The following is a 21,590-nucleotide window of genomic DNA, read 5'->3' as shown; positions in this document are numbered from 1 at the left end:
TATGCGCATTGAGGATTTTTCTCTCAAACTCATTCCTTCCTCTCCTGGAGTCTACCTGATGAAGGATGTCCATGATCAAGTCCTCTACATTGGCAAGGCTAAAAATCTCAAAAATCGCTTAGCATCCTATTTTCATGAGAAAGGGGACTCTCGAGAACGCATCCCTTTTCTCATGAAAAAGACCGCGTCTATTGAAACTATTGTTGTGTCGAATGAAACTGAGGCCCTCCTTTTAGAAAACAATTTGATAAAGCAGCACCATCCTAAATACAATGTGTTGCTCAAAGATGATAAAACCTTTTTCTGCCTTGCGATTTCCCTGTCACATTCGTGGCCCAAAGTGGAAGCTATCCGCACGAAGGCGATAACCTCTTCACAACGACAATTGATTTTTGGCCCTTATGTAAGTGCTGAAGCCTGCCACACTCTCTTAGAGGTTATCAGCCAATGGTTTCCTCTGAGGACTTGTTCAGATCGAGAGTTTGCCTTAAGGAAACGCCCTTGCATTCTTTATGACATGAAGCGCTGTCTTGCTCCTTGTGTCGGCTATTGCACTCCTGAAGAATATCAAGGAACCTTAGACAAGGCGATCCTCTTTCTTAAAGGAAAGATCGAAGAAGTGGTCAAGGACTTAGAAAAAGTGATTCAAAAGGCTTCCGATAACTTAGAATTTGAGCAAGCTGCGAATTACTACCGCACGTTGTCCCTAATTAAGCAAGCTATGGCAAAGCAACAGGTGGAAAAATTTCATTTTCAAAATATTGATGCTCTTGGTCTTTACAGACATAAACAACGCACCATCCTCACGCTACTTACTGTCCGCTCAGGGAAGCTTCTTGGGGCACGCCATTTCTCTTTCTTTGAGAATGCTCAAGAAGATCAAGACTTGCTCTCCTCTTTTATTTTGCAATATTATGTTAGCCAACCCTACATTCCTAAAGAAATTCTGACACCTCTTCCCCTAGAATTTCCTACTCTCTCCTACGTATTGAATGCGGAGTCTCCTCCCCGCCTACGTTCTCCAAAAACAGGATATGGAAAAGAACTTCTTGATCTAGCCTATCGCAATGCCAAGGCGTATGCAGCAACTACACTTCCTTCATCAACGCTCCCCTACCAAGACTTTCAAAATATACTGCGGATGTCACAATATCCGTATCGGATAGAATGCTACGATAATGCTCATATGCAAGGTGCTCACGCTACTGGAGTGTACATTGTATTTGAAAATAATGGGTTCGATCCCAAGCAATATCGTACGTTTTCCATAGATTCTGAAAAGACTCAGAATGACTTGGCTCTATTAGAAGAAGTGCTCTTACGAAGGTTTCATTCACTGACCACAGCTCTTCCTGATATGATTGTGGTTGATGGGGGGAAAACGCACTATAACAAGACAAAAAAAATAATCCAAACTCTCAATCTTACAGGAATTCAGGTTGTTACTATCGCAAAAGAAAAAAGTAATCATAGTCGAGGGTTAAATAAGGAGAAGATTTTCTGCGAGACGTTCCCAGAGGGTTTTTCTCTTCCCCCGACTTCTAATTTATTACAATTTTTTCAGATCCTTCGTGATGAGGCACATCGCTTTGCGATTAGTAAGCACAGGAAAAAAAGAGGAAAGGCTTTATTTGAACAGGAAAAAATCCCTGGAATCGGAGAGGTAAAGCGAAAACGATTGTTGCAGAAATTTAAAAGTTGGAAACAGGTAATGCTTAGCTCCCAGGAAGAGCTGGAAGCTATTCCTGGGCTAACTAAGAAAGATATTGCAGTGCTTCTTGCAAGGCAAAAAGACTTCAACAAATCTGATTAAGTCTACCCTTCAGAATTCTCAAGTAAGAAGTCTTCAGGTGAAGGAAGATCTTGAACAGAGACTTCCTCTTCAATTTCTTCATCAATACGATCTTTTGGTTGTGTCAACCCTTTAATGATCACGTGGACAGCGGCCACATGAAGTCCTGTATATTCTGAAATTTCTGAAACAATGCATCCCTGGATTTCTTCTGTTTTCTCTGGTATAGAAACACCGTAATCTACGTTCACTTCGACACGAACTTTGACCAGATGATTTTTTGAATCCTGTTCTACATAGATCCCCTTCATTCTTTCGATATCTCTACCGAACAGAGCGTCTATTAGATTTCCTCCGAGGAGGGAAACACCGTTAATTTTTGCTAAACAATGCAAAATAATTACTTGGATAACACGAGTTTCGATATCACGGCTGAATACCGTTTCAGGAAACTCAATCTCTTTGACATCTAATTTTAAATTTTGTTTTTCCATTTTTCCTCCTCCAATGAGCTCTATTTCTTCACTAAAGAAATATAACACGGTGGAAATAATAAGTGTTAGCGACAGTCTAATCGTCCAGCGGTTAATATGCTACATCCATTAGATCCAACTTCTAGGTTCCCCTACCGCTCTGCTAGTAAAGAAAAAAAGTCGCACTCTTGCCTATGAGTTTTTTTATCCACTTTAACGTCTATAGATCTACCTTCTCTTTTTCACTACTATATGGCATCAGAAAAGTTCTGAAATTGTTCTTCTTGAACTGATATTTTTAATTTAAGACTTGTATTTTCTACGTTTCCTTATGAAACGTGCCCTATTTCTCTAGCGAGAAATACAACACATGGAAATAATAGGCGTTAGTGACAGACTATTAATCTTTCAGGTACGCTACGCACTATGCTCCCTATTTCGATTTTATTATTTTATGTGATTCTAGGTTGTCTATCTGCCTACATAGCAGATAAGAAAAAACGAAATGTTATTGGCTGGTTTTTTGCGGGAGCATTTTTTGGATTTATTGGTCTAGTTGTCCTTCTTCTTCTTCCTTCTCGTCGAAACGCTTTAGAAAAGCCACAAAACGATCCTTTTGATAACTCCGATCTTTTTGATGATTTGAAAAAAAGTTTAGCAGGTAATGACGAGATACCCTCATCGGGAGATCTTCAAGAAATCGTTATCGATACAGAGAAGTGGTTTTATTTAAATAAAGATAGAGAAAACGTAGGTCCGATATCTTTTGAGGAGTTGGTCGTACTTTTAAAGGGAAAAACGTATCCAGAAGAAATTTGGGTATGGAAAAAGGGAATGAAAGATTGGCAACGAGTGAAGGATGTTCCATCACTACAACAGGCTTTGAAAGAAGCATCAAAATAAAGCCCCACGTCCTTAAATAGGGTTGGGGCTCTAATCAGAATAGACTACCAACTAGCCTTAATAACGCCGGGGATTTCTCCCATAGAAGCCATTTGTCTAAAACAGATTCTAGAGATAGCAAACTTTCTTAAGTAGCCTCTAGGACGGCCTGTCAATAAGCATCGATTATGCAAACGTGTAGGAGAAGTATCTCTCTTCATTTTATTTAAAGAGATACGGGCATTTTCTTTTTCTTCTTCGCTAACAGACAAGCTTTTCACGATTTTACGAAGGTCGGATCGTTTTTTAAAATTAGCCTCTACCAATCGTCGACGCTTAGCTTCTCTTGCTACTGATGATTTTTTCGCCATGCGTTTTACCTAAATTTTTAAATTATTTTTTACGTGCAGGTCCTGCTTGGCGCTGCTTTCGATTTGGATCTTTCTTATTAATTACATAAAGACGTCCTTTACGGCGGACTAATTTGTCCCCCTTAGATGGATCAGCCTTAACAGATGAACTAACTTTCATGAGATATTACCTTCACTTCTCATAAAAAGGAGAAGCATACTAAGTTACAACAAGGAACCAATTTAATCTCCTAGGAGCTTTTTTGACAATACCAGACTGTCATCTCTCGAATTTTCTTAGATAAGTTGGAAGAAAGCCGATGTCTTCTTATTGATCTTTATTGATATAATCTTCTAAAATTTCGGGCAAAGCCTCTTTAGTAAGACTCAACCGTGAATGAGGCAAGGAATTATAGGAAGACACTGTGAAACGGACTTATCAACCTAGCAAAAGGAAACGCCGAAATTCTGTGGGTTTCCGTACTCGTATGGCCACAAGAAATGGAAGAAAACTTTTGAATCGTCGCCGCCGCCACGGTAGGCATTCCCTAGTCGATTTATAATTTAGTATTTCGTGCACCCACTCACCTTACCAAAACAATCCCGCGTTTTGAAAAGAAAGCAATTTCTTTACATTACGCGTTCAGGTTTTTGTTGTCGTGGTAGTCAGGCGACTTTCTACGTGGTCCCTTCTAGGCATCCCGGGACTTGTAGGATGGGTATTACTGTATCTAAAAAATTTGGCAAAGCTCACGAAAGAAACTCTTTTAAACGTGTCGTTCGTGAAGTATTTCGGCATGTCCGCCACCAACTTCCCAATTGTCAAATTGTTGTTTTCCCCAAGGGACATAAACAGCGCCCTGTCTTTTCAAAACTTCTCCAGGATTTTATAAATCAAATCCCAGAGGGGTTACATCGTCTTGGAAAAACGAAAGCTACGACTGGTGGCGAATGTACTCCAAAGAGCGAGAAATGTGTGACCGCACCTCGTTAGGAGCAGCTTCAAAGGCAACCTCTGCATGTTGCAAAGCATGATGCCATTGATCAGAATCTAAGTAAAACTGCGCTATCATCATTTCTACACGCCACAAGTTATCCTTATCTTGCTGCCCAAATTGAGAAATATAACTCTCTAGAGGAGCGATGACTTGGCTGGCATCTTGGCGCACACCAGCTCGAGATCTTTTTGCCAGTTCTTGAAACTCTATCAGGGCTACGGTAAAATGGGTTTGCTTTTCATTTTTAGGATCTTTGTTGAGAAGGCGTTTTTTAATTCTCTGACACTCCTCAGAATCCATTTTGCCCACTTCTACCAATAACCGAAACTTCTCAGATAAAAAGAAGTAATCGTCACTGCGCACCCCAAGCTCAAGAGCATGCTTGAGGAATTCTTTATGAGAGAGCTCTTCAGCAAGTCGGTAATACCTTTGCAGTTCCGATAAAGATAGCGACGTCATCATAGGAAACGCCCTTCTTAGTAAAGAATCACTCTCTACGATATGACAAAGACTGTCCCCTAAATTGGAACCCGTCTCATTACCAAAAGAACCTATTCTGTAGATTTCTCTCTCCTCATGTGAGAGCAAAATCATGCAGGGCAGTTCATTAATTTTAAATTTAGATTTCAAAGCAAGATTTTGCTGACGAATGTTTTCAACCTGCGGTCTATGTTTCAGATACTCCACTTCCACACAGACAAACTTCCCCTGAACTCTTTTGATGAATTCAGGTGATTCCAACACCTCTTTACGGATTTTCATACAAGGGCCATTCCAATCGGAACCAGAAAAAATAACAAGCAAAGGAAGCTCTGCTTCCTTGCTCTTTTGCAAAGCCTCCTGATAATCCAGGTGCCAAACAATAGAATCAGAATCTCTGTTCTCGGCTGCTTCTAGCGTAGGTAAGCTCAAGCTCAACAAAAGAGTAGCCAAGACCTTCAACTGTTTTAAGGAACATCTTTTGATATTTTGTAACAGGATCACGGGCTACCTCCTCCTTTCCTAAGATTAGGACGCAATTTATTCTATTCAGGGCGGGCCAGATATGCCTCGAGAACATCTTTCTAGCGACTCTTGTTGTATAGTCTTTTTTTTATTAAAACGAAATAAAAAACACTACTTAAAAACGTTGAACTTCGCTACTAAAAAAAGTTTAGCTTCTATTGCATGAATAAATATGAAATTCTAAGAATATTTATGCGATTTTTTATTTCTTTTGAAAAGAAGGAAATTTGCTATCTTTTCTCCTATAAGATTTTCGAAAGCAAAAATCATAGATCTAGAAAATTTATTTTGTTAGGATAGGCCGAAGAGACTGACGTTAAATTCTCTCTGTCTATATAACAACAAACTCCTGAGTCAAGAGTGATACAGTTATGGCATTTTCTCATATCGAGGGTCTCTATTTCTACAATACAGCATCTCAAAAAAAAGAACTTTTTTTCCCCAATCACACCCCTGTAAGACTATATACTTGTGGTCCTACCGTGTATGACTACGCTCACATAGGGAACTTCCGAACTTATGTCTTTGAAGATATTCTCAAACGCACTCTAGTATTCTTTGGCTACTCTGTAACCCATGTGATGAATATTACTGATGTAGAAGACAAAACCATAGCAGGAGCCTCGAAAAAAAATATTCCGCTGCAAGAATACACGCAGCCATATACCGAAGCCTTTTTTGAAGATCTCGATACTTTAAATATTGCTAGAGCAGATTTCTATCCACACGCAACACACTACATCCCTCAAATGATCCAAGCGATTACAAAGCTCTTAGAGCAAGGAATCGCCTATATAGGTCAGGATGCTTCCGTATATTTTTCTCTAAACCGTTTTCCAAATTATGGGAAGCTCTCTCATCTGGATCTAAGTAGCTTACGCTGCTGCTCCAGAATTTCTGCTGATGAGTATGACAAAGAAAACCCAAGTGATTTTGTACTGTGGAAAGCATACAATCCAGAACGTGATGGCGTCATTTATTGGGAAAGTCCTTTCGGGAAAGGAAGACCTGGATGGCATTTAGAATGTTCGATTATGGCGATGGAACTTCTTGGAGATTCTTTGGATATCCATGCGGGAGGTGTAGATAATATATTTCCTCATCACGAAAATGAAATCGCCCAATCTGAGGCTCTTTCAGGGAAACCCTTTGCACGCTATTGGCTGCATTCGGAACATCTGCTTATTGATGGGAAGAAAATGTCAAAGAGCTTAGGGAATTTCCTCACTCTACGAGACCTTCTCCACCAGGAATTTACTGGTCAAGAAGTACGCTATATGCTACTGCAAAGCCATTATCGTACGCAACTCAACTTTACAGAAGAAGCTCTCCTTGCCTGTAGGCATGCCTTACGCCGCTTAAAAGATTTTGTTTCTCGACTTGAAGGCGTAGATCTCCCTGGGGAATCTCCCCTTCCCAGAACCTTGGACTCTAGCAGTCAATTCATAGAAGCTTTCTCAAGAGCTCTTGCTAATGACTTAAATGTTTCTACAGGATTTGCATCTCTGTTCGATTTTGTTCACGAAATCAACACCTTGATCGACCAAGGGCACTTTTCTAAAGCCGACTCTCTCTATATCTTAGACACTCTTAAAAAAGTCGATACTGTACTTGGTGTGCTTCCTCTAACCACAAGCGTGTGCATCCCAGAAACCGTAATGCAACTTGTTGCAGAACGTGAGGAAGCTAGAAAAACTAAAAATTGGGCGATGGCAGACACCTTACGTGATGAGATACTTGCCGCAGGCTTCCTTGTCGAAGACTCTAAGTCAGGGCCTAGAGTTAAGCCCCTTTAATTCGTCTTCTCTGCATCGAAGCGCCGCATTACAGGGAAATACAGCACATCGCGTATAGATGCAGCATTTGTAAGAATCATAACAAGTCTATCGACACCTATACCAAATCCTCCTGCAGGGGGCATTCCCTGACACAGAGCTTCTAAAAACTCTTCATCGATAGGATGACACTCACTATCCGGAAGGAGTTCTTTTTTAGTATGCTGTTGCTCCAAGAGTTCTCTTTGACGGATAGGATCATTGAGTTCCGAATAGGCATTACACAACTCTTTCCCTAAGCAAAAACTTTCGAAGCGCTCTACAAATGCGGTATCTCCGGAACGCAGAGTTTTACATAACGGGGTTGTCTCTACAGGGTGATCTGTAATGTGGTGAGGAGCTATTAAATTATCAGAGACAAGTTCATCAAATAAGGCTGCTATCAACATCCCCCGGGAAGCTGTCGCAAATGCAGTCTCAGGAAAGGTAGTTTTCTTCTTTAAGATTTCCTTAAGCTTCTGATCACTGTGAACGTCAACATCAATACCTGCATAGGTCGCGATACTTTCTTTCATTGTCATACGAATCCAAGGAGCTTTAAAATCTACCTCTTGGGGGCCATGTTTCCAATAAGAATAGACTAGAGAGGTATTGTCGTGATTTACAGCACGGACAAGATGCTCAACAAGATTTTCTACAAAGACCATGACCTCTTTATAGTCCATGTAAGCAGCATACGCTTCTATCATGGTAAATTCAGGATTATGTGTTCTATCGATTCCTTCGTTTCTGAAGACTTTACCGAGTTCATAAATACGAGGAGCTCCTCCTACTAGGATTTTCTTCAAAGCGATTTCCAGGGAGATTCTTAAAAACATCTCCGAATGTAAAGCTTCCATTGTTGTTGTGAAAGGCTTAGCTTCTGCTCCCCCGTAGATATTTTGTAATATAGGAGTCTCTACCTCTAAAAATCCATGAGCATCCATATAATTACGGATAAGCTTAATAATATAGCTTCTTTTCACAAAGGTATCGCTAACCTCTCTTGAGGAAATTAGATCTAACCAACGCTTGCGGTAGCGGACTTCTTTGTCACTCAAACCTGCGTGCTTATCAGGCAACGAAAGTAAGGATTTACAAAGTAGGGTTACAGTCTCTACAAGAACGGTAAGCTCTCCGGAATGGGTGAAAAATAAATAGCCATCGATCCCAAGGATATCTCCTAAATCTAACTTTTTTTCTATAAACTTAATCGGAGTAATCTCAGCATCTTCAGAAAGTCCGTGTACGGAGGTAAACTCACGGTTGAACATCACTTGGATGGTTTGATTATGGTCTAAAATTTGCCCAAAAGCATTTTTCCCCATCGCACGGAAAAGAACCAAACGCCCAGCAAAACGCACTCTAGGAGTGGACCTACTCATAGCAGCTTCACTATTCCCTAACTCTTGACTAGCAAACGTTTTTTTAATATCTTCGCATGAAAAAACTCCAGGAAACTCGTAAGGATAAAGGACTACACCCAACTCAGAAAGTTCCTGAAGTTTGTGACTCCTATATAAAAAATCCTCATGGTCTAAATATTCTGCTCTCGCCGTCATTCTTTCCTCTAGTATGTTTGTATAGATATCGCTTTTCCAACCCAAGACTCTAAAATCTATCTATCTAAAGTTGTAAAAAGCAGGCCGATCCCACCAGACAGAGTATCTGATGCTTTAATTACACGGCAAATTTTATATAGCTTACTGAGTTTTTGACTCTCTTCGCTCTAGGAAAACTTTAGATTCATAAAGAAAGATATCATGGAATTTCCCCGAGCAAAACCAAGGCCTATATTCTAAATGGTAGTACAGCTCTTGTTTTACTTCTATAAATGGATCCACTGTTGTTGATCACTCTGAGTCTTTTGAAGATTCTGATACTTCTATACATTCTATGTATGTATCAGTAAAAAATTTAAGAAGAATACGCTTTTCTAAATACAAAACTCCTTCTTTCAATCGATAGTCATTTAGTTAAAGAAGTCTCCCTTACAAGTCTCTCCCACTTTTTTGCGTGAACTAAGACACACCAAAACAAATCTTCTAAACCATGAAGGATGAGATTATGAAAAAGAAATTCTAGATGCAAGATTCAGGATGCGGACAAAGACTTAAGAATGTTTGAAAAACATTCCCGTATAGCCAGAAGATGGGTAGTCACAGCCCCGATGTTGACGCAAAAAGTCTTCCCCATGGTCTTCGCATTTCATCCAATCTATTAGGCTTTTTAAACTTTGTCGATGCTCAGGATCGTAATCCTTGTTTTTGTATAGCTTCGTTAAATATTCTATGTCAAATAACTGACGATAGAGTCGAATCCCTGAATTAAAAGCCTGGCGAGCAACATAACATGGATGTCCTTCTTCAAAAAAGAGCTTGGCGGTCCATGTCTTTGCGAAGCGCGAGATAAGAGCCTAACATAAATCTAGGGATCTCCCTATAGAAGACCATGCTTCCATCGTAATAATGAGTATGAGTATAAGCAAAGGTCGCTTTCTTTTCTAAAGATGCATAGTCTCGTGTCTTTACAAAATCTATAATGCTTTGATCTTTAGAAATCATCTCAGGAAGAGGCTCCAGAGCAATCTGATCCACCTCCCTTGTCTTCTTGTATAAATAAATGAGGGCGATCGAAGAAAACAGAATAAGAATCATTCCTCCAATGACTCCAAAAAGCGAGGGCAGGATTGCTGCAGCACCTAAGCCAACCAACACGATTCCTGCAATTAAAGACAGACAGGCGGCTATCGTTAGAATGACTCTCCGCGTATCAAGGGCATGATGGACCTGCGTATGGGGGACCACCTGCAATCCTGTCGAGCAGGGGGCGAGCTCGCTCATCTTATTTTAAAGAATTAATAAATTAAAATTAAAAATAGAAACTATCAAATAAAAACTCTTGGAATATTAAATAAATATTTTAATATTTATCCTTAAGTTAGTAAAATCTCTATCTATAACTCGACTTTCTGTATCCTCTAAAGAAAGAGCTGTTGTATTTTTTAAGTTCTTTTAGATAAACAACTTGAGTTCAGGCCAAAACAGTAGAAGAAATTTTCTCCTCAAAAAAATTTGTTTATAGTTGGTTACATTCGTGTAATCAAGAATGAGGATAAACTTCTTTACAAAGTCAGAACCGAGTGAAGATATGATTCTTTTTTATTCCCTTATTGCTTAAAATTTATTCTCTTAGAATTCGATCCTGAAAATCTTACTAACTGTAAAGCTAGATCAGTTCTTGGATGGCAATAAAGAAAAGACCACAAACTTTTGTGGACAGACATTGAAGCCTGCTCTAGACGACTCCATATCGGCAACATTCTACCTGAACCCCCCCCCTCTATACGAACAAATCAAAAACCAAGTAGTTCCGTAAAAAGAACTTAAATTTTATAGGAAAAGTTCATGGCTCCAATTCACGGAAGTAATGCGTTTGTTGAGGATATTTTACATTCCCACCCTTCTCCACAAGCGACTTATTTTTCTTCAACACGCGCCCAAAAACTTCATGAGTTTAAAGACAGGCATCCCGTGCTTACACGGATTGCTTCTGTAATTATTAAAATTTTTAAAGTTCTGATAGGGCTGATCATCCTTCCCTTAGGAATCTACTGGCTATGTCAAACGCTTTGTACAAACTCGATTCTCCCTTCCAAGAATTTATTAAAAATTTTCAAGAAGCAACCCAACACTAAAACCTTAAAAACTAATTATTTGCATGCTTTGCAAGATTATTCCTCGAAAAACCGCGTTGCTTCCATGAGACGAGTTCCTATCCTCCAGGATAATGTTCTCATCGACACTTTGGAAATATGCCTTTCACAAGCACCTACGAATCGTTGGATGCTCATTTCTTTAGGAAGTGACTGTAGCTTGGAAGAAATCGCTTGTAAGGAGATCTTTGATTCTTGGCAAAGATTTGCCAAGTTGATAGGGGCCAATATACTCGTTTATAACTACCCCGGAGTCATGTCCAGCACAGGGAGCAGCAGCCTAAAGGACCTAGCATCAGCTCATAATATTTGTACAAGATACCTTAAAGATAAAGAACAGGGCCCTGGAGCAAAAGAAATCATTACCTATGGGTACTCCCTAGGAGGTTTGATACAAGCAGAAGCATTGCGAGACCAGAAGATTGTTGCAAACGATGATACTACTTGGATAGCAGTCAAAGATAGGTGTCCTCTCTTTATATCTCCAGAAGGTTTCCACAGTTGCAGACGCATAGGAAAGCTAGTAGCTCGTCTTTTTGGCTGGGGGACCAAAGCCGTAGAGAGAAGCCAAGACCTTCCCTGCCTAGAAATTTTTCTCTATCCTACGGATTCCTTACGAAGATCAACAGTCAGACAGAACAAGCTCTTAGCACCTGAACTTACTCTCGCTCATGCGATAAAAAATAGTCCCTATGTTCAAAATAAAGAATTTATAGAAGTACGATTATCGTCTGATATCGATCCCATCGACAGCAAAACAAGAGTGGCTCTTGCCACACCAATTTTGAAAAAGCTCTCTTAGAAAGAAGGGATGCTCCTTAAGAATCAGATTTAAAGGCACTTAACTATTTAATCTTTCTAAGGACACCGTTATAATATAAGCGCGAAAAACAGCCGCCGATAACACTGAACTTTGTTTGACCTGACGTCCCCAGTCCCTTGAGATTAGAGACGTAAGGATTTCGCATTCACTCTTTTGAATCTTTCAAACAGGTCTGATATTTTGTCAGGAATATTTTCAAATCCTCATCCAGTTTCCTATTTTTCGTCAACACACGCCAAGCAGTTAAGTGACTTTAGTAAGAAGCACCCCATACTCACCAAAATTGTTACGATCATTGTTAAAATTTTCAAACTCTTAATCGGTCTGATTATTCCGCCCCTGGGAATTTATTGGTTATGTCAATTAGTATGTTCCTTGGCTCTTTTCCCCCGTTCTTCGATGCTTTACAGCGTCTTGAAAACCTGCTTTAAAAAGTATCGTTTGGAACAGGAAATACAAGATTATTTTGTAAAGAATCTAGATCCCTCTTTCAAAGACCCAGCAGTCTCGGAAAGTAAAAGAATCACGATCCAACAAGACCATCTTACCATTGATACTTTAGCAATACATTTCAGTACGGCAAGGCCTAAACGTTGGCTGCTGATTTCTCTAGGAAGTGGAGATTTCCTCGAAGACATGATAGGCCTGAAAGATTCCTTGTTTCTCTCCTGGAAAGAGTTAGCTAAACTGCTAGGCGCTAATATCCTAATTTACAACTATCCTGGGGTTAAGTCGAGCACAGGAAAATTGAACTTAGAGAACCTAGCGACAGCTCATAATCTATGTGCAAAGTACCTACAAGATAAAATTCAGGGCCCTGGGGCTAACGAAATCATCACCTACGGATATTCCTTAGGAGGGGTAGTCCAGTCTGCAGCTTTGCAAAAAAATCCTTTTACAAATAGCGAGACTTCTTGGGTAGCAGTCAAAGACCGTGCTCCCCACTCTTTACCCGCAGCTGCTAATAGTTTCTTCGGGCCAATAGGAAAACTCATCGCAGTCCTCGCTCGATGGAAAATGGATGCGGAAAAAAACAGCCGAGAGCTTCCTTGCCCAGAAATTCTTGTTTATTCTGCGGATCGATTTCGCCCTTCAGAAGTTGGTGATGATACCGCATTGCTCCCGGAGTTTACTCTTGCTCATGCAATAAAACGAACCCCATTTGCCAGGAGTAAAAAATTTATAGGAGAGGTAAATCTACTCCACTCAAGCCCTCTGAAACACCCTACAATACAAAAGCTTGCTGAAGCAATCCTTGAGAGTCTCTCTAGAAAAAATTAAAAAATTATAATGCGTATTCTTTTTCTTTTGTTCTCTTTATACTCTGTGTACCTAAAATTTAGGACTCTTGTATGATCCCATCCCCTACCCCAATAAACTTTCGTGATGATACGATTCTAGAGACGGATCCAAAGCCGTCTTTAATCATGTTCTCTTCAAAAAAAACAGAGATAGCTTCTGAAAGACGGAAGGCCCATCCCACCTTATTTAAAGTTCTAGGAACGATTTGGAATATTGTGAAGTTTATTATCTCAATCATTCTGTTCCTTCCCTTAGCGTTATTGTGGGTACTCAAGAAAACCTGTCAGTTTTTCATTCTCCCATCTTCTATCATATCTCAGAGCATGTCAAAAACAGCTGTGGCAATTCGGCGAATGACCTTTCTGTCCCATATTAAACAACTCCTAAGCCTTAAGGAAATCTCAGCTGCCGATCGTGTGGTTATACAATATGACGATTTGGTGGTTGATAGCTTAGCTATAAAGATACCTCATGCTCTTCCCCACAGGTGGATTCTTTATTCTCAAGGAAACTCTGGATTGATGGAAAACCTGTTCGATCGGGGCGATTCCTCTCTACACCAGCTAGCCAAAGCAACCGGCTCGAATCTTCTTGTGTTCAACTATCCTGGAATTATGTCCAGCAAAGGAGAAGCGAAACGAGAAAATCTGGTTAAATCGTATCAGGCATGCGTACGCTACCTACGAGATGAAGAGACAGGTCCTAAAGCCAATCAAATCATAGCTTTCGGATACTCTTTGGGAACTAGTGTCCAAGCTGCTGCTCTAGATCGTGAGGTCACTGATGGCAGTGATGGAACTTCATGGATTGTTGTAAAAGATCGGGGCCCTCGCTCTCTAGCAGATGTCGCGAATCAAATTTGTAAGCCCATAGCTTCCGCGATTATAAAACTCGTTGGTTGGAACATAGACTCTGTGAAACCTAGCGAAAGATTGCGTTGTCCCGAAATTTTCATTTACAACTCTAATCATGATCAAGAACTCATTAGCGACGGCCTCTTCGAAAGAGAAAATTGCGTAGCAACACCTTTTCTAGAGCTTCCTGAAGTAAAAACCTCGGGGACTAAAATTCCTATACCCGAAAGGGATCTTCTCCATCTAAATCCTCTCAGTCCAAATGTAGTAGACAGATTAGCAGCAGTGATCTCTAATTATTTAGATTCTGAAAACAGAAAGTCTCAGCAACCTGATTAATATCCTACGCACTTTTTTGAGACCTTATCCTAATCCAAGGGTTTGTAAGAAAGTTCTCACATTCAACTTAAAAAAGGAAGGTCTCAAAAATAAGTTATAAAATCCCTTAACGTAGTTTAAGAGCAGACTTCACCTTGCTTACGTAAGCAGCTCCACCACCAGGCTCAAATCCCATGCGAGCAAGCTGTTTTCCTTCTGCATCTATGAAGACCAGTTCGGGGAATCCTGTAACTTTATATTGAGCTTTCAGTTCTTGATTTTTTTGGCGCTGCTCTTCAGGTTGATGATTCTTTTGGGGGAAATCAACTTCAACCATATGCAGATGCACACCCGCAAAATGCTTAAACTCAGAGCTTTGCAAAATCTGGTCTTGCATTTTTATGCACCACATACACCAGTCTGATCCTGTAAAGAAAAGACAAATAGGTTTGTGATCTTGTTTAGAATGTTCAAGAGCTTCTGCATAGCTCTCCCATTGTAGATTTGCAGCTGCTATAGGACGAGTTTGTTGCAAATTTTCTCCAGAAGCACGTCTTCGTGCAGCACAACAAGGTAAAGTCAATAGCAGACAACCGACAAAAGCACATCCTTGCAACCAAAATTTCATGTCACTATCCTTAAAAAAACGTGTCGAATAAGTTTGTTGAGTATGATGACACTATTATCTGATTTAGGATAAAATAAGAATAGAAATTCTTATCCACAGAGAGCTCTCCTTTTATGGGTACCAAAACGTACCTCTCTTTTTTAGAAACATTGGCTATTTATGGAAAACTCTCAAAATTTTCATGACACTCTCTGTCAACTTTTGGATCGTTATTCTGAGGAACTCTATCCAACACTTGCATCTCTCCTGAATGTAACTCTTCCGAATACTGCAATCTCTGCAAGTGTTTCTTCTATACCTGAGAAAGCTGTAGAAGTCCCCAATGCAGAACCCCAACCAATCACCCCTCCTCCACCGACAAATCTTTCTCAAGAAAAGACTAAGCCTTCAGATTGGAAATGTGTTCCTCTGCATCCAGACCTGTCACAAAATGCTATTTTAAAAGAGAAATATCCCGCTTTAAAAGATTGTAGTCTTCCTGCTCCGAAGATCCCCTGCTCTATTTTTGTTTATGAAGAAAACAACGAAGAAGTGCTGTTTTTTAACAGATTAGCAAAAATTCTTACGCAACAACTTTTCCCTACAAAGTTGACTTTGATTCATGCGAAGACGAATATCTTCGTAAACAACCCCAATTTTTTTTTAGCTCTAGCCCCTTTAAATGTGATCCGTTATAAAATTCCTACAACTGATTATCATCAATCTCTGACACAAAATGGATGTATCTTTCTTCCCCTCTATTCTTCACTAGAGTATGAAAAAGATTCACAGCTAAAACGAAATCTATGGGCTATATTGAATCGTCTACCTTTCGCCTATACGCCGAAGTCATCGTAGGCTCTAACATCAACAAGGTACTCGATTATGGCGTTCCTGAAAATCTAGAGCACATTACTAAAGGAACTGCTGTTACTATCTCTTTACGGGGAGGGAAAAAAGTTGGAGTTATTTATCAAATAAAAACAACGACCCAATGTAAGAAAATTTTACCTATCTTAGGATTATCCGATTCAGAGATTGTCCTTCCTCAAGATCTTCTAGACTTGCTATTTTGGATCAGCCAATACTACTTTGCTCCTCTTGGGAAAACTCTAAAATTATTTCTTCCCGCTATCTCTTCGAATGTGATTCAGCCTAAGCAGCACTACCGTGTCGTCTTAAAGCAAAGTAAAGCAAAAACTAAAGAGATTCTTGCAAAATTAGAAGTTTTACATCCTTCTCAAGGGGCTGTTTTAAAAATTCTACTACAACATGCGTCCCCACCGGGTTTATCTTCCCTTATGGAGACTGCCAAAGTATCGCAATCTCCAATTCATTCTCTTGAAAAGCTGGGCATTCTTGATATTGTAGATGCAGCGCAGTTAGAGCTTCAAGAAGACCTCCTAACCTTTTTCCCGCCTGCTCCTAAGGATTTACATCCTGAACAGCAAAGTGCTATAGATAAAATTTTTTCCTCACTAAAAACCTCACAATTCCATACACATTTACTTTTCGGAATTACAGGAAGTGGTAAAACAGAGATCTATCTTCGAGCAACAAGCGAGGCTCTTAAACAAGGGAAAAGTACAATTCTTCTTGTTCCAGAGATCGCTCTCACAGTGCAGACAGTCTCATTATTTAAAGCGCGCTTTGGCAAGGATGTAGGTGTTCTCCATCACAAGCTTAGCGACAGCGACAAAAGTCGCACGTGGCGCCAAGCTTCCGAAGGATCCCTACGTATCCTCATAGGACCACGGTCTGCTCTTTTCTGCCCCATGAAGAATCTGGGACTGATCATTGTAGATGAAGAACACGATCCCGCCTATAAACAAACGGAAAGTCCTCCTTGCTACCATGCCAGGGATGTCGCTGTAATGCGAGGCAAACTCGCTCATGCTACTGTGGTTTTAGGAAGTGCGACTCCCAGCTTAGAAAGCTATACTAATGCGCTATCTGGCAAGTACGTTCTGTCTCGGCTCTCTTCAAGAGCAGCTGCTGCTCATCCCGCAAAAATTTCTCTTATCAACATGAACTTAGAGAGGGAAAAGTCAAAAACCAAGATTCTATTTTCCCAGCCTGTGTTAAAGAAAATAGCCGAACGTCTGGAAGTGGGAGAGCAGGTTTTGATTTTCTTTAATCGTCGGGGATATCATACCAACGTCTCTTGTACTGTTTGCAAGCATACATTGAAATGCCCTCATTGTGACATGGTGCTCACCTTCCATAAATATGCAAATGTGCTTCTCTGCCATCTATGCAACTCCTCACCTAAAGACCTCCCACAATCTTGTCCAAAATGTCTTGGAACTATGACGTTGCAATATCGAGGCTCAGGAACAGAAAAAATAGAAAAAATTCTCCAGCAGATTTTTCCTCAGATACGTACCATCCGTATTGATTCAGACACTACCAAATTCAAGGGGAGCCATGAAACGTTACTCAGGCAATTTGCAACAGGAAAAGCAGATGTTTTGATCGGCACCCAGATGATTGCCAAAGGCATGAATTTCTCTGCAGTCACACTCGCGGTCATTCTAAATGGAGATTCTGGATTGTATATCCCTGATTTCCGAGCTTCAGAGCAAGTCTTCCAGCTCATTACACAGGTAGCAGGTAGGTCGGGTCGGAGCCACCTACCTGGAGAAATTCTCATCCAATCCTTTCTTCCTGACCATCCCACAATTCATAGTGCTATGCGTCAGGACTACTCGGCATTTTATAGTCAGGAAATCACAGGTCGCGAACTCTGTGAGTATCCTCCATTTATCCGTCTTATCCGTTGTATTTTCATGGGGAAATGTCCCAAGCAGACTTGGGAAGAGGCCCACCGAGTCCATAACATTCTAAAAGAGCAGCTAGAAAGCACGAATCCACTGATGCCAGTGACTCCTTGCGGTCATTTTAAAATCAAGGATACGTTCCGCTATCAGTTTTTAATTAAGAGTGCTTATGTCATTCCAGTGAATAAGAAACTCCATCACGCCTTAATGCTGGCAAAGCTCTCGCCAAAGGTGAAATTCATGATTGATGTGGACCCTATGACTACTTTTTTCTAAGTATGGCTTCATAACTTGAGCCAACAGGTTCACTTCATCGACAGTATTGTAAGCGTGCAAGTTCACACGTAAGAAAGGATGCTTAGCAAAGGCAACAACGCCTACATGGATCCCTGTAGTTTCTAAAACAGAAATTGCTTCTTCCAAGCAGGTGTGTGGTAAAAATATAGGCTGCACACATCCTGGAGCATGAGAGTCGAAACACTCATGAAAGTGCTCTTTTAACTTAAAGACTTGCTTCCGTGCGATTTCCCCTTCAGAGGCTAGAAAATCATACGCCGTGCCTATAGAAATTAGAGTATGAGGAGATAAAGATGTAGAATAACGCAAGGGCGGAGAATTTTGCATTAAATCGTACTTCACTTCTGATGACGTTAATAAAGAGGCTCCCATCGTCCCTAAAGCTTTTCCGTAAGTAACCAATACAGCATAAAAATTCTCATAACCTAAGGCATGGCACAGTCCTTTACCATCGTCTCCAAAAATTCCCATAGCATGAGCTTCATCTACAATTAAGTGGGCATGATACTTCTTTGATAGTGCTATGATTTGCTCAAGAGGAGCTAAAGTCCCCCTAAAAGAATATACAGAAGAGACAAAGATAAAAATTCTTCCCTTAGAGCTTATCCTGTAACACTGTAATAGAGATTCTAAGTGTTCCAGATTGTTATGATGAAAAGTATGATGTTGCCCAGAGATTGCAGATAGGCTGTGCACTACTGACATATGCACTTCTTCATCCCACAAAAGGACATCTGTAGATCGTGATACGTGATGACATAAGCCTAGGTTCGCCATATAGCCACTATTGACTATGAAAGCATTAGGAGCTCCATGATAGCTTGCGATTTTAGACTCAAGATCGTCGATAACTGAAGAAGGCCCTACCATAAGCCGAGAACCTCGGATCCCGAGCTTCTCATGAGGAAACTGCTGACAATGTATTTGGAAACGCTTACTTACCTCACAGTATATTGTGGGAGAACGAGCGAAACCTAGAAAATCATTTGTTACAAAATCTATAACATCACTGGTAGTCAAGAAACTCTCCTTGCAAACTCACTATGTATCAACCTACCCAGAGAAACGGCTACTTACCCAAATAATGAAACAGCCAGAGCATTTAATGAAACGTAATCAGGTTTCCCAATGCCTAAGATAGGAATGCTTTCAACCTGATGCACATACGATATCTTCACTATGCTACTGGTTTCAGCGCTTTTTAAGATATCATTTACTTCATGTATTGTTGTAGCAAGAGTAGTAAATAAACACAGCCTTACCTTATCCCCAGGAATACCACACACCACTAGGGAACCTGCGTCTTCATTTTGATTTTCAGTAAAATGCTCATGCAAAATACTTTCTAAAGCTTCTAGGCTTACCATTTCTCCACCGATTTTTACAAATCGGCTTAGCCTACCTTCTAAAAATAGATCCCCGCTAGGACCTATATGACCCAAATCTCCAGTCAAATACCACTGATCCCCACCTAAGGAGACAAAACTCTGATGTTCATGGTTCCCAAGATATCCTGAAAATACAGAGTTCCCACGAACAACGATCAATCCCTGTTCTCCCGAGGATACGGGAATATGAGTCTCTTTAGAAATAATCAGCACATCCATCCCTTCGATCGGCATTCCCACACACTCGGATTTCCTAGGACTTTCTTTCGTAGTAATCGAAATTACAGGAGAACATTCGGTAGCACCGTAGCCCTGATAGAGAGCAATTTGTGGTTGTAATTTCTTAGTTTCTTCGTAGAGGGTATCTTTCAATGCATCCCCGCCGATCACAACAAGTCGTAGGGACTCCAAACAGGAATTTTGTTTTTTTGCTGTTTTCAGAATATAGTCGAAAAATACCGGAGTGCTCCCAAAGAAGGTGACCTTTTTATCATCGATAAACTCAACTAACTTTTTAGGGTTTAGAGGATTCGAAGCGAATACTACATGAACGCCCATCAGTAAAGGAAACAAGCCACAGCTATTGAATCCATAAGCATGAAAAGGAGGGAGAAATGCCAACATGACATCTTGTGTATTAGGATCGAAAAATTTGAGGCATGCCTCCTGATTTTCCATTAAATTCTTATGGGTTAGAGGGACTGCTTTTGGAAGTTTTTCTGTTCCAGAAGTAAACAAAATGACAGCAGTATCATCGCTCTCAACCCCTGAAACTCCAAAGATTCTGAGCAACCAAGGGACGGAGCATTTAGAATACAACCCTATCCGGCACTTCTCCCACCAGGAAAGGCGTTTACGCACATCTTCCATATACATAAGATCAAAGGGATATTCTACGAACCCTTGGACCTCAGTTAAATGTTTGATGAACTGCTGTGAAGTAAGAACACGTCGAACCTCTACTGTTTTTGTACATGCACGTAGCTCTCTGAGTCCTTGACTCCAGTTCATCATTACGGGAGTCTTCCCCGCAAGAAGAATGCCAAAATAGGCAATGAATGCTCCTATAGATGCGGGCATCATCACCCCAACTCTATCTTCAGAAAACTTGGAGACCTTAATTGCTACAGCAATTATAGCATTGCGAAGTTCTCGATAAGAGAGTGAGCCTAGATGTTCGTCAAAACAGGCAATTCCCTCTTCATGTTCGGAACATAATATTAAAAAAGCTTCCAATAATGTAGATCCAGGTCGCAACCTTAAATTATGGTTGTTATGACCCCTATTCCGTTGATCGTGCATACGTCGTAACTTCCTCGTTATGCGTAAGGAACTTCTATGGGCAAATTGTCATCTCCTTGATTAAACCAAGAAGCCAAAAAAGTATTTAGGTCTTGTTTTGTTGGAAATTGCTTTAAAAAAAGATGATCTACTTGACATAGAGTAATTTTTACAAACCTTTTAGGCATAAAAAAAATCCCACGACGCAGTAAAGCTCGAAAAGCTTCTTTAAACGCAGGGCCTAACTTAGGTGTAGAGTTCTGCTTATAGCGCGAAAACGCACTCCCCCATAAGCCTGAAACTCTGACTAAAACCACGTTGCATTCCATAACTCTATGTAATAACACATAAGCAGAATACTGATTAACGATTTCCTCTTTCCCTGTTCTCGATAACCTTCCTGAAGGATAAAGAAGGAGGCTTTCCCCTCTATTTAAAGCTCGTGAGGCTTCTTCATAACATACGTTCATACGTTCTAAAGAGCGCTTACTCTCTTTACCGGGAACAAGTTGAGGGATAGGAATGGATCTTACAGAATTTAAAAACCATTGAACAACGCGACTATGAAACAAATACTCGACCGCCATGGGACGAACATGGAATCGACTCCAAAATAGATATTCTAAGATAATAGGGTCCACTTCTGCAACGTGATTGGCAAGAAACAAACACCCCTGCTTAGGATTTATGTTTAAGGTGTCCCACCCTTCAACTTGCATACGGTAGCGCAACTTTAGCAACGCACCCACAAGAAATGTATACATCCCTTCATAAGTAGCTCGCCATAGCTTGATTAGCATAAGTTCCCCTTACTTAGGGAAAAAGAATTTTTTGTAAGCACTATGCTATCTATTATAGTGCTACTCCCGAAGTTTAACATAATCCTAACTTTTGCTAACATTCTTATCTAG

20 protein-coding genes are annotated in these 21,590 nt (G+C 40.3%); 10 read left to right on the top strand and 10 right to left on the bottom strand.

What is annotated here, in order from left to right:
- Position 1 precedes the first annotated feature (1 nt).
- Positions 2-1,813 (top strand): excinuclease ABC subunit UvrC, encoded by a 1,812-nt coding sequence (uvrC, locus tag CPB_RS04860; RefSeq protein ID WP_010883575.1) that lies wholly within the window; start codon positions 2-4, stop codon positions 1,811-1,813.
- 2 nt (positions 1,814-1,815) lie between these two features.
- Here the strand turns inward: uvrC and CPB_RS04855 are convergent, their stop codons facing one another.
- Positions 1,816-2,286: an Asp23/Gls24 family envelope stress response protein gene (locus CPB_RS04855; protein WP_010883574.1), complete on the bottom strand. Its 471-nt coding sequence runs from the start codon at positions 2,284-2,286 to the stop codon at positions 1,816-1,818.
- Between the two features lie 405 nt (positions 2,287-2,691).
- Here CPB_RS04855 and CPB_RS04850 point away from each other — a divergent pair, with 405 nt between their 5' ends.
- Positions 2,692-3,168 (top strand): DUF4339 domain-containing protein, encoded by a 477-nt coding sequence (locus CPB_RS04850; protein WP_010883573.1) that lies wholly within the window; start codon positions 2,692-2,694, stop codon positions 3,166-3,168.
- A gap of 44 nt (positions 3,169-3,212) precedes the next feature.
- Here CPB_RS04850 and rpsN read toward each other — a convergent pair whose 3' ends face one another.
- Both rpsN and rpmJ read right to left on the bottom strand, forming a co-directional pair.
- Entirely contained in the window at positions 3,213-3,518 is a 306-nt protein-coding gene (gene rpsN / locus CPB_RS04845; protein ID WP_010883572.1) for a 30S ribosomal protein S14, read from the bottom strand.
- Between the two features lie 22 nt (positions 3,519-3,540).
- Entirely contained in the window at positions 3,541-3,678 is a 138-nt protein-coding gene (gene rpmJ / locus CPB_RS04840; RefSeq protein ID WP_010883571.1) for a 50S ribosomal protein L36, read from the bottom strand.
- 244 nt (positions 3,679-3,922) lie between these two features.
- Between rpmJ and rpmH the strand changes: the two genes are divergently transcribed.
- Positions 3,923-4,060 carry a 50S ribosomal protein L34 gene (gene rpmH, locus CPB_RS04835; RefSeq protein ID WP_010883570.1) on the top strand — a complete coding sequence of 46 codons (138 nt, stop codon included), beginning with the start codon at positions 3,923-3,925 and terminating at the stop codon, positions 4,058-4,060.
- An 11-nt stretch (positions 4,061-4,071) separates the two neighbouring features.
- The gene (rnpA, locus tag CPB_RS04830; protein WP_010883569.1) at positions 4,072-4,491 is read left to right on the top strand and encodes a ribonuclease P protein component; all 420 of its coding nucleotides are present in this window, start codon (positions 4,072-4,074) and stop codon (positions 4,489-4,491) included.
- Here the strand turns inward: rnpA and CPB_RS04825 are convergent.
- Positions 4,433-5,479 carry a thioredoxin family protein gene (locus tag CPB_RS04825; protein WP_010883568.1) on the bottom strand — a complete coding sequence of 349 codons (1,047 nt, stop codon included), beginning with the start codon at positions 5,477-5,479 and terminating at the stop codon, positions 4,433-4,435. The genes rnpA and CPB_RS04825 overlap by 59 nt on opposite strands.
- Positions 5,480-5,871: 392 nt before the next feature.
- On the opposite strand from CPB_RS04825, the gene cysS reads away from it, so the two are divergent.
- On the top strand, positions 5,872-7,296 hold the full coding sequence (gene cysS, locus CPB_RS04820; protein WP_011126256.1) for a cysteine--tRNA ligase: 1,425 nt from the start codon (positions 5,872-5,874) through the stop codon (positions 7,294-7,296).
- On the opposite strand, the gene lysS is transcribed toward cysS, so the two are convergent.
- Together lysS and CPB_RS04810 are read right to left on the bottom strand one after the other, a co-directional pair.
- On the bottom strand, positions 7,293-8,876 hold the full coding sequence (gene lysS / locus CPB_RS04815; protein WP_010883566.1) for a lysine--tRNA ligase: 1,584 nt from the start codon (positions 8,874-8,876) through the stop codon (positions 7,293-7,295). The two genes, cysS and lysS, sit on opposite strands and share 4 nt — an antisense overlap.
- 804 nt (positions 8,877-9,680) lie before the next feature.
- Positions 9,681-10,157: a hypothetical protein gene (locus CPB_RS04810; protein ID WP_041466971.1), complete on the bottom strand. Its 477-nt coding sequence runs from the start codon at positions 10,155-10,157 to the stop codon at positions 9,681-9,683.
- 564 nt (positions 10,158-10,721) lie between these two features.
- On the opposite strand from CPB_RS04810, the gene CPB_RS04805 reads away from it, so the two are divergent.
- The 3 genes from CPB_RS04805 to CPB_RS04795 all read left to right on the top strand — a co-directional run bounded on the left by CPB_RS04805 (position 10,722) and on the right by CPB_RS04795 (position 14,347).
- Positions 10,722-11,831 (top strand): CPn0927/CPn0928 family alpha/beta hydrolase fold protein, encoded by a 1,110-nt coding sequence (locus tag CPB_RS04805; protein ID WP_010883564.1) that lies wholly within the window; start codon positions 10,722-10,724, stop codon positions 11,829-11,831.
- A 201-nt stretch (positions 11,832-12,032) separates the two neighbouring features.
- Positions 12,033-13,133, top strand: a complete 1,101-nt coding sequence (locus CPB_RS04800; protein ID WP_010892228.1) for a CPn0927/CPn0928 family alpha/beta hydrolase fold protein — start codon at positions 12,033-12,035, stop codon at positions 13,131-13,133.
- Between the two features lie 71 nt (positions 13,134-13,204).
- Positions 13,205-14,347, top strand: a complete 1,143-nt coding sequence (locus CPB_RS04795) for a CPn0927/CPn0928 family alpha/beta hydrolase fold protein (protein WP_010883562.1) — start codon at positions 13,205-13,207, stop codon at positions 14,345-14,347.
- 106 nt (positions 14,348-14,453) lie between these two features.
- Here the strand turns inward: CPB_RS04795 and dsbH are convergent, their stop codons facing one another.
- Entirely contained in the window at positions 14,454-14,954 is a 501-nt protein-coding gene (gene dsbH / locus CPB_RS04790) for a disulfide reductase DsbH (RefSeq protein WP_010883561.1), read from the bottom strand.
- A gap of 159 nt (positions 14,955-15,113) precedes the next feature.
- Here dsbH and CPB_RS04785 point away from each other — a divergent pair, with 159 nt between their 5' ends.
- Complete coding sequence (locus CPB_RS04785; RefSeq protein WP_010883560.1) at positions 15,114-15,791, top strand: hypothetical protein; 678 nt, start codon at positions 15,114-15,116, stop codon at positions 15,789-15,791.
- The gene (priA, locus tag CPB_RS04780) at positions 15,740-17,989 is read left to right on the top strand and encodes a primosomal protein N' (protein WP_010883559.1); all 2,250 of its coding nucleotides are present in this window, start codon (positions 15,740-15,742) and stop codon (positions 17,987-17,989) included. The genes CPB_RS04785 and priA overlap by 52 nt, the downstream gene beginning before the upstream one ends.
- Here the strand turns inward: priA and CPB_RS04775 are convergent.
- From CPB_RS04775 to CPB_RS04765, 3 genes are read right to left on the bottom strand one after another with little or no spacing between them, the layout of a single operon-like run.
- Positions 17,918-19,030, bottom strand: coding sequence for an aminotransferase class I/II-fold pyridoxal phosphate-dependent enzyme (locus tag CPB_RS04775; RefSeq protein ID WP_010883558.1), 1,113 nt, complete (start codon positions 19,028-19,030; stop codon positions 17,918-17,920). The two genes, priA and CPB_RS04775, sit on opposite strands and share 72 nt — an antisense overlap.
- 53 nt (positions 19,031-19,083) lie before the next feature.
- Positions 19,084-20,700, bottom strand: coding sequence for an AMP-binding protein (locus CPB_RS04770; protein WP_010883557.1), 1,617 nt, complete (start codon positions 20,698-20,700; stop codon positions 19,084-19,086).
- A 17-nt stretch (positions 20,701-20,717) separates the two neighbouring features.
- Positions 20,718-21,479: a lysophospholipid acyltransferase family protein gene (locus tag CPB_RS04765; RefSeq protein WP_010883556.1), complete on the bottom strand. Its 762-nt coding sequence runs from the start codon at positions 21,477-21,479 to the stop codon at positions 20,718-20,720.
- Between the last annotated feature and the right edge of the window lie 111 nt (positions 21,480-21,590).

Source organism: Chlamydia pneumoniae TW-183 (assembly GCF_000007205.1).
GTDB classification, from domain to species: Bacteria; Chlamydiota; Chlamydiia; order Chlamydiales; family Chlamydiaceae; genus Chlamydia; species Chlamydia pneumoniae.
This window is presented reverse-complemented; position numbering and strand designations above follow the sequence as displayed.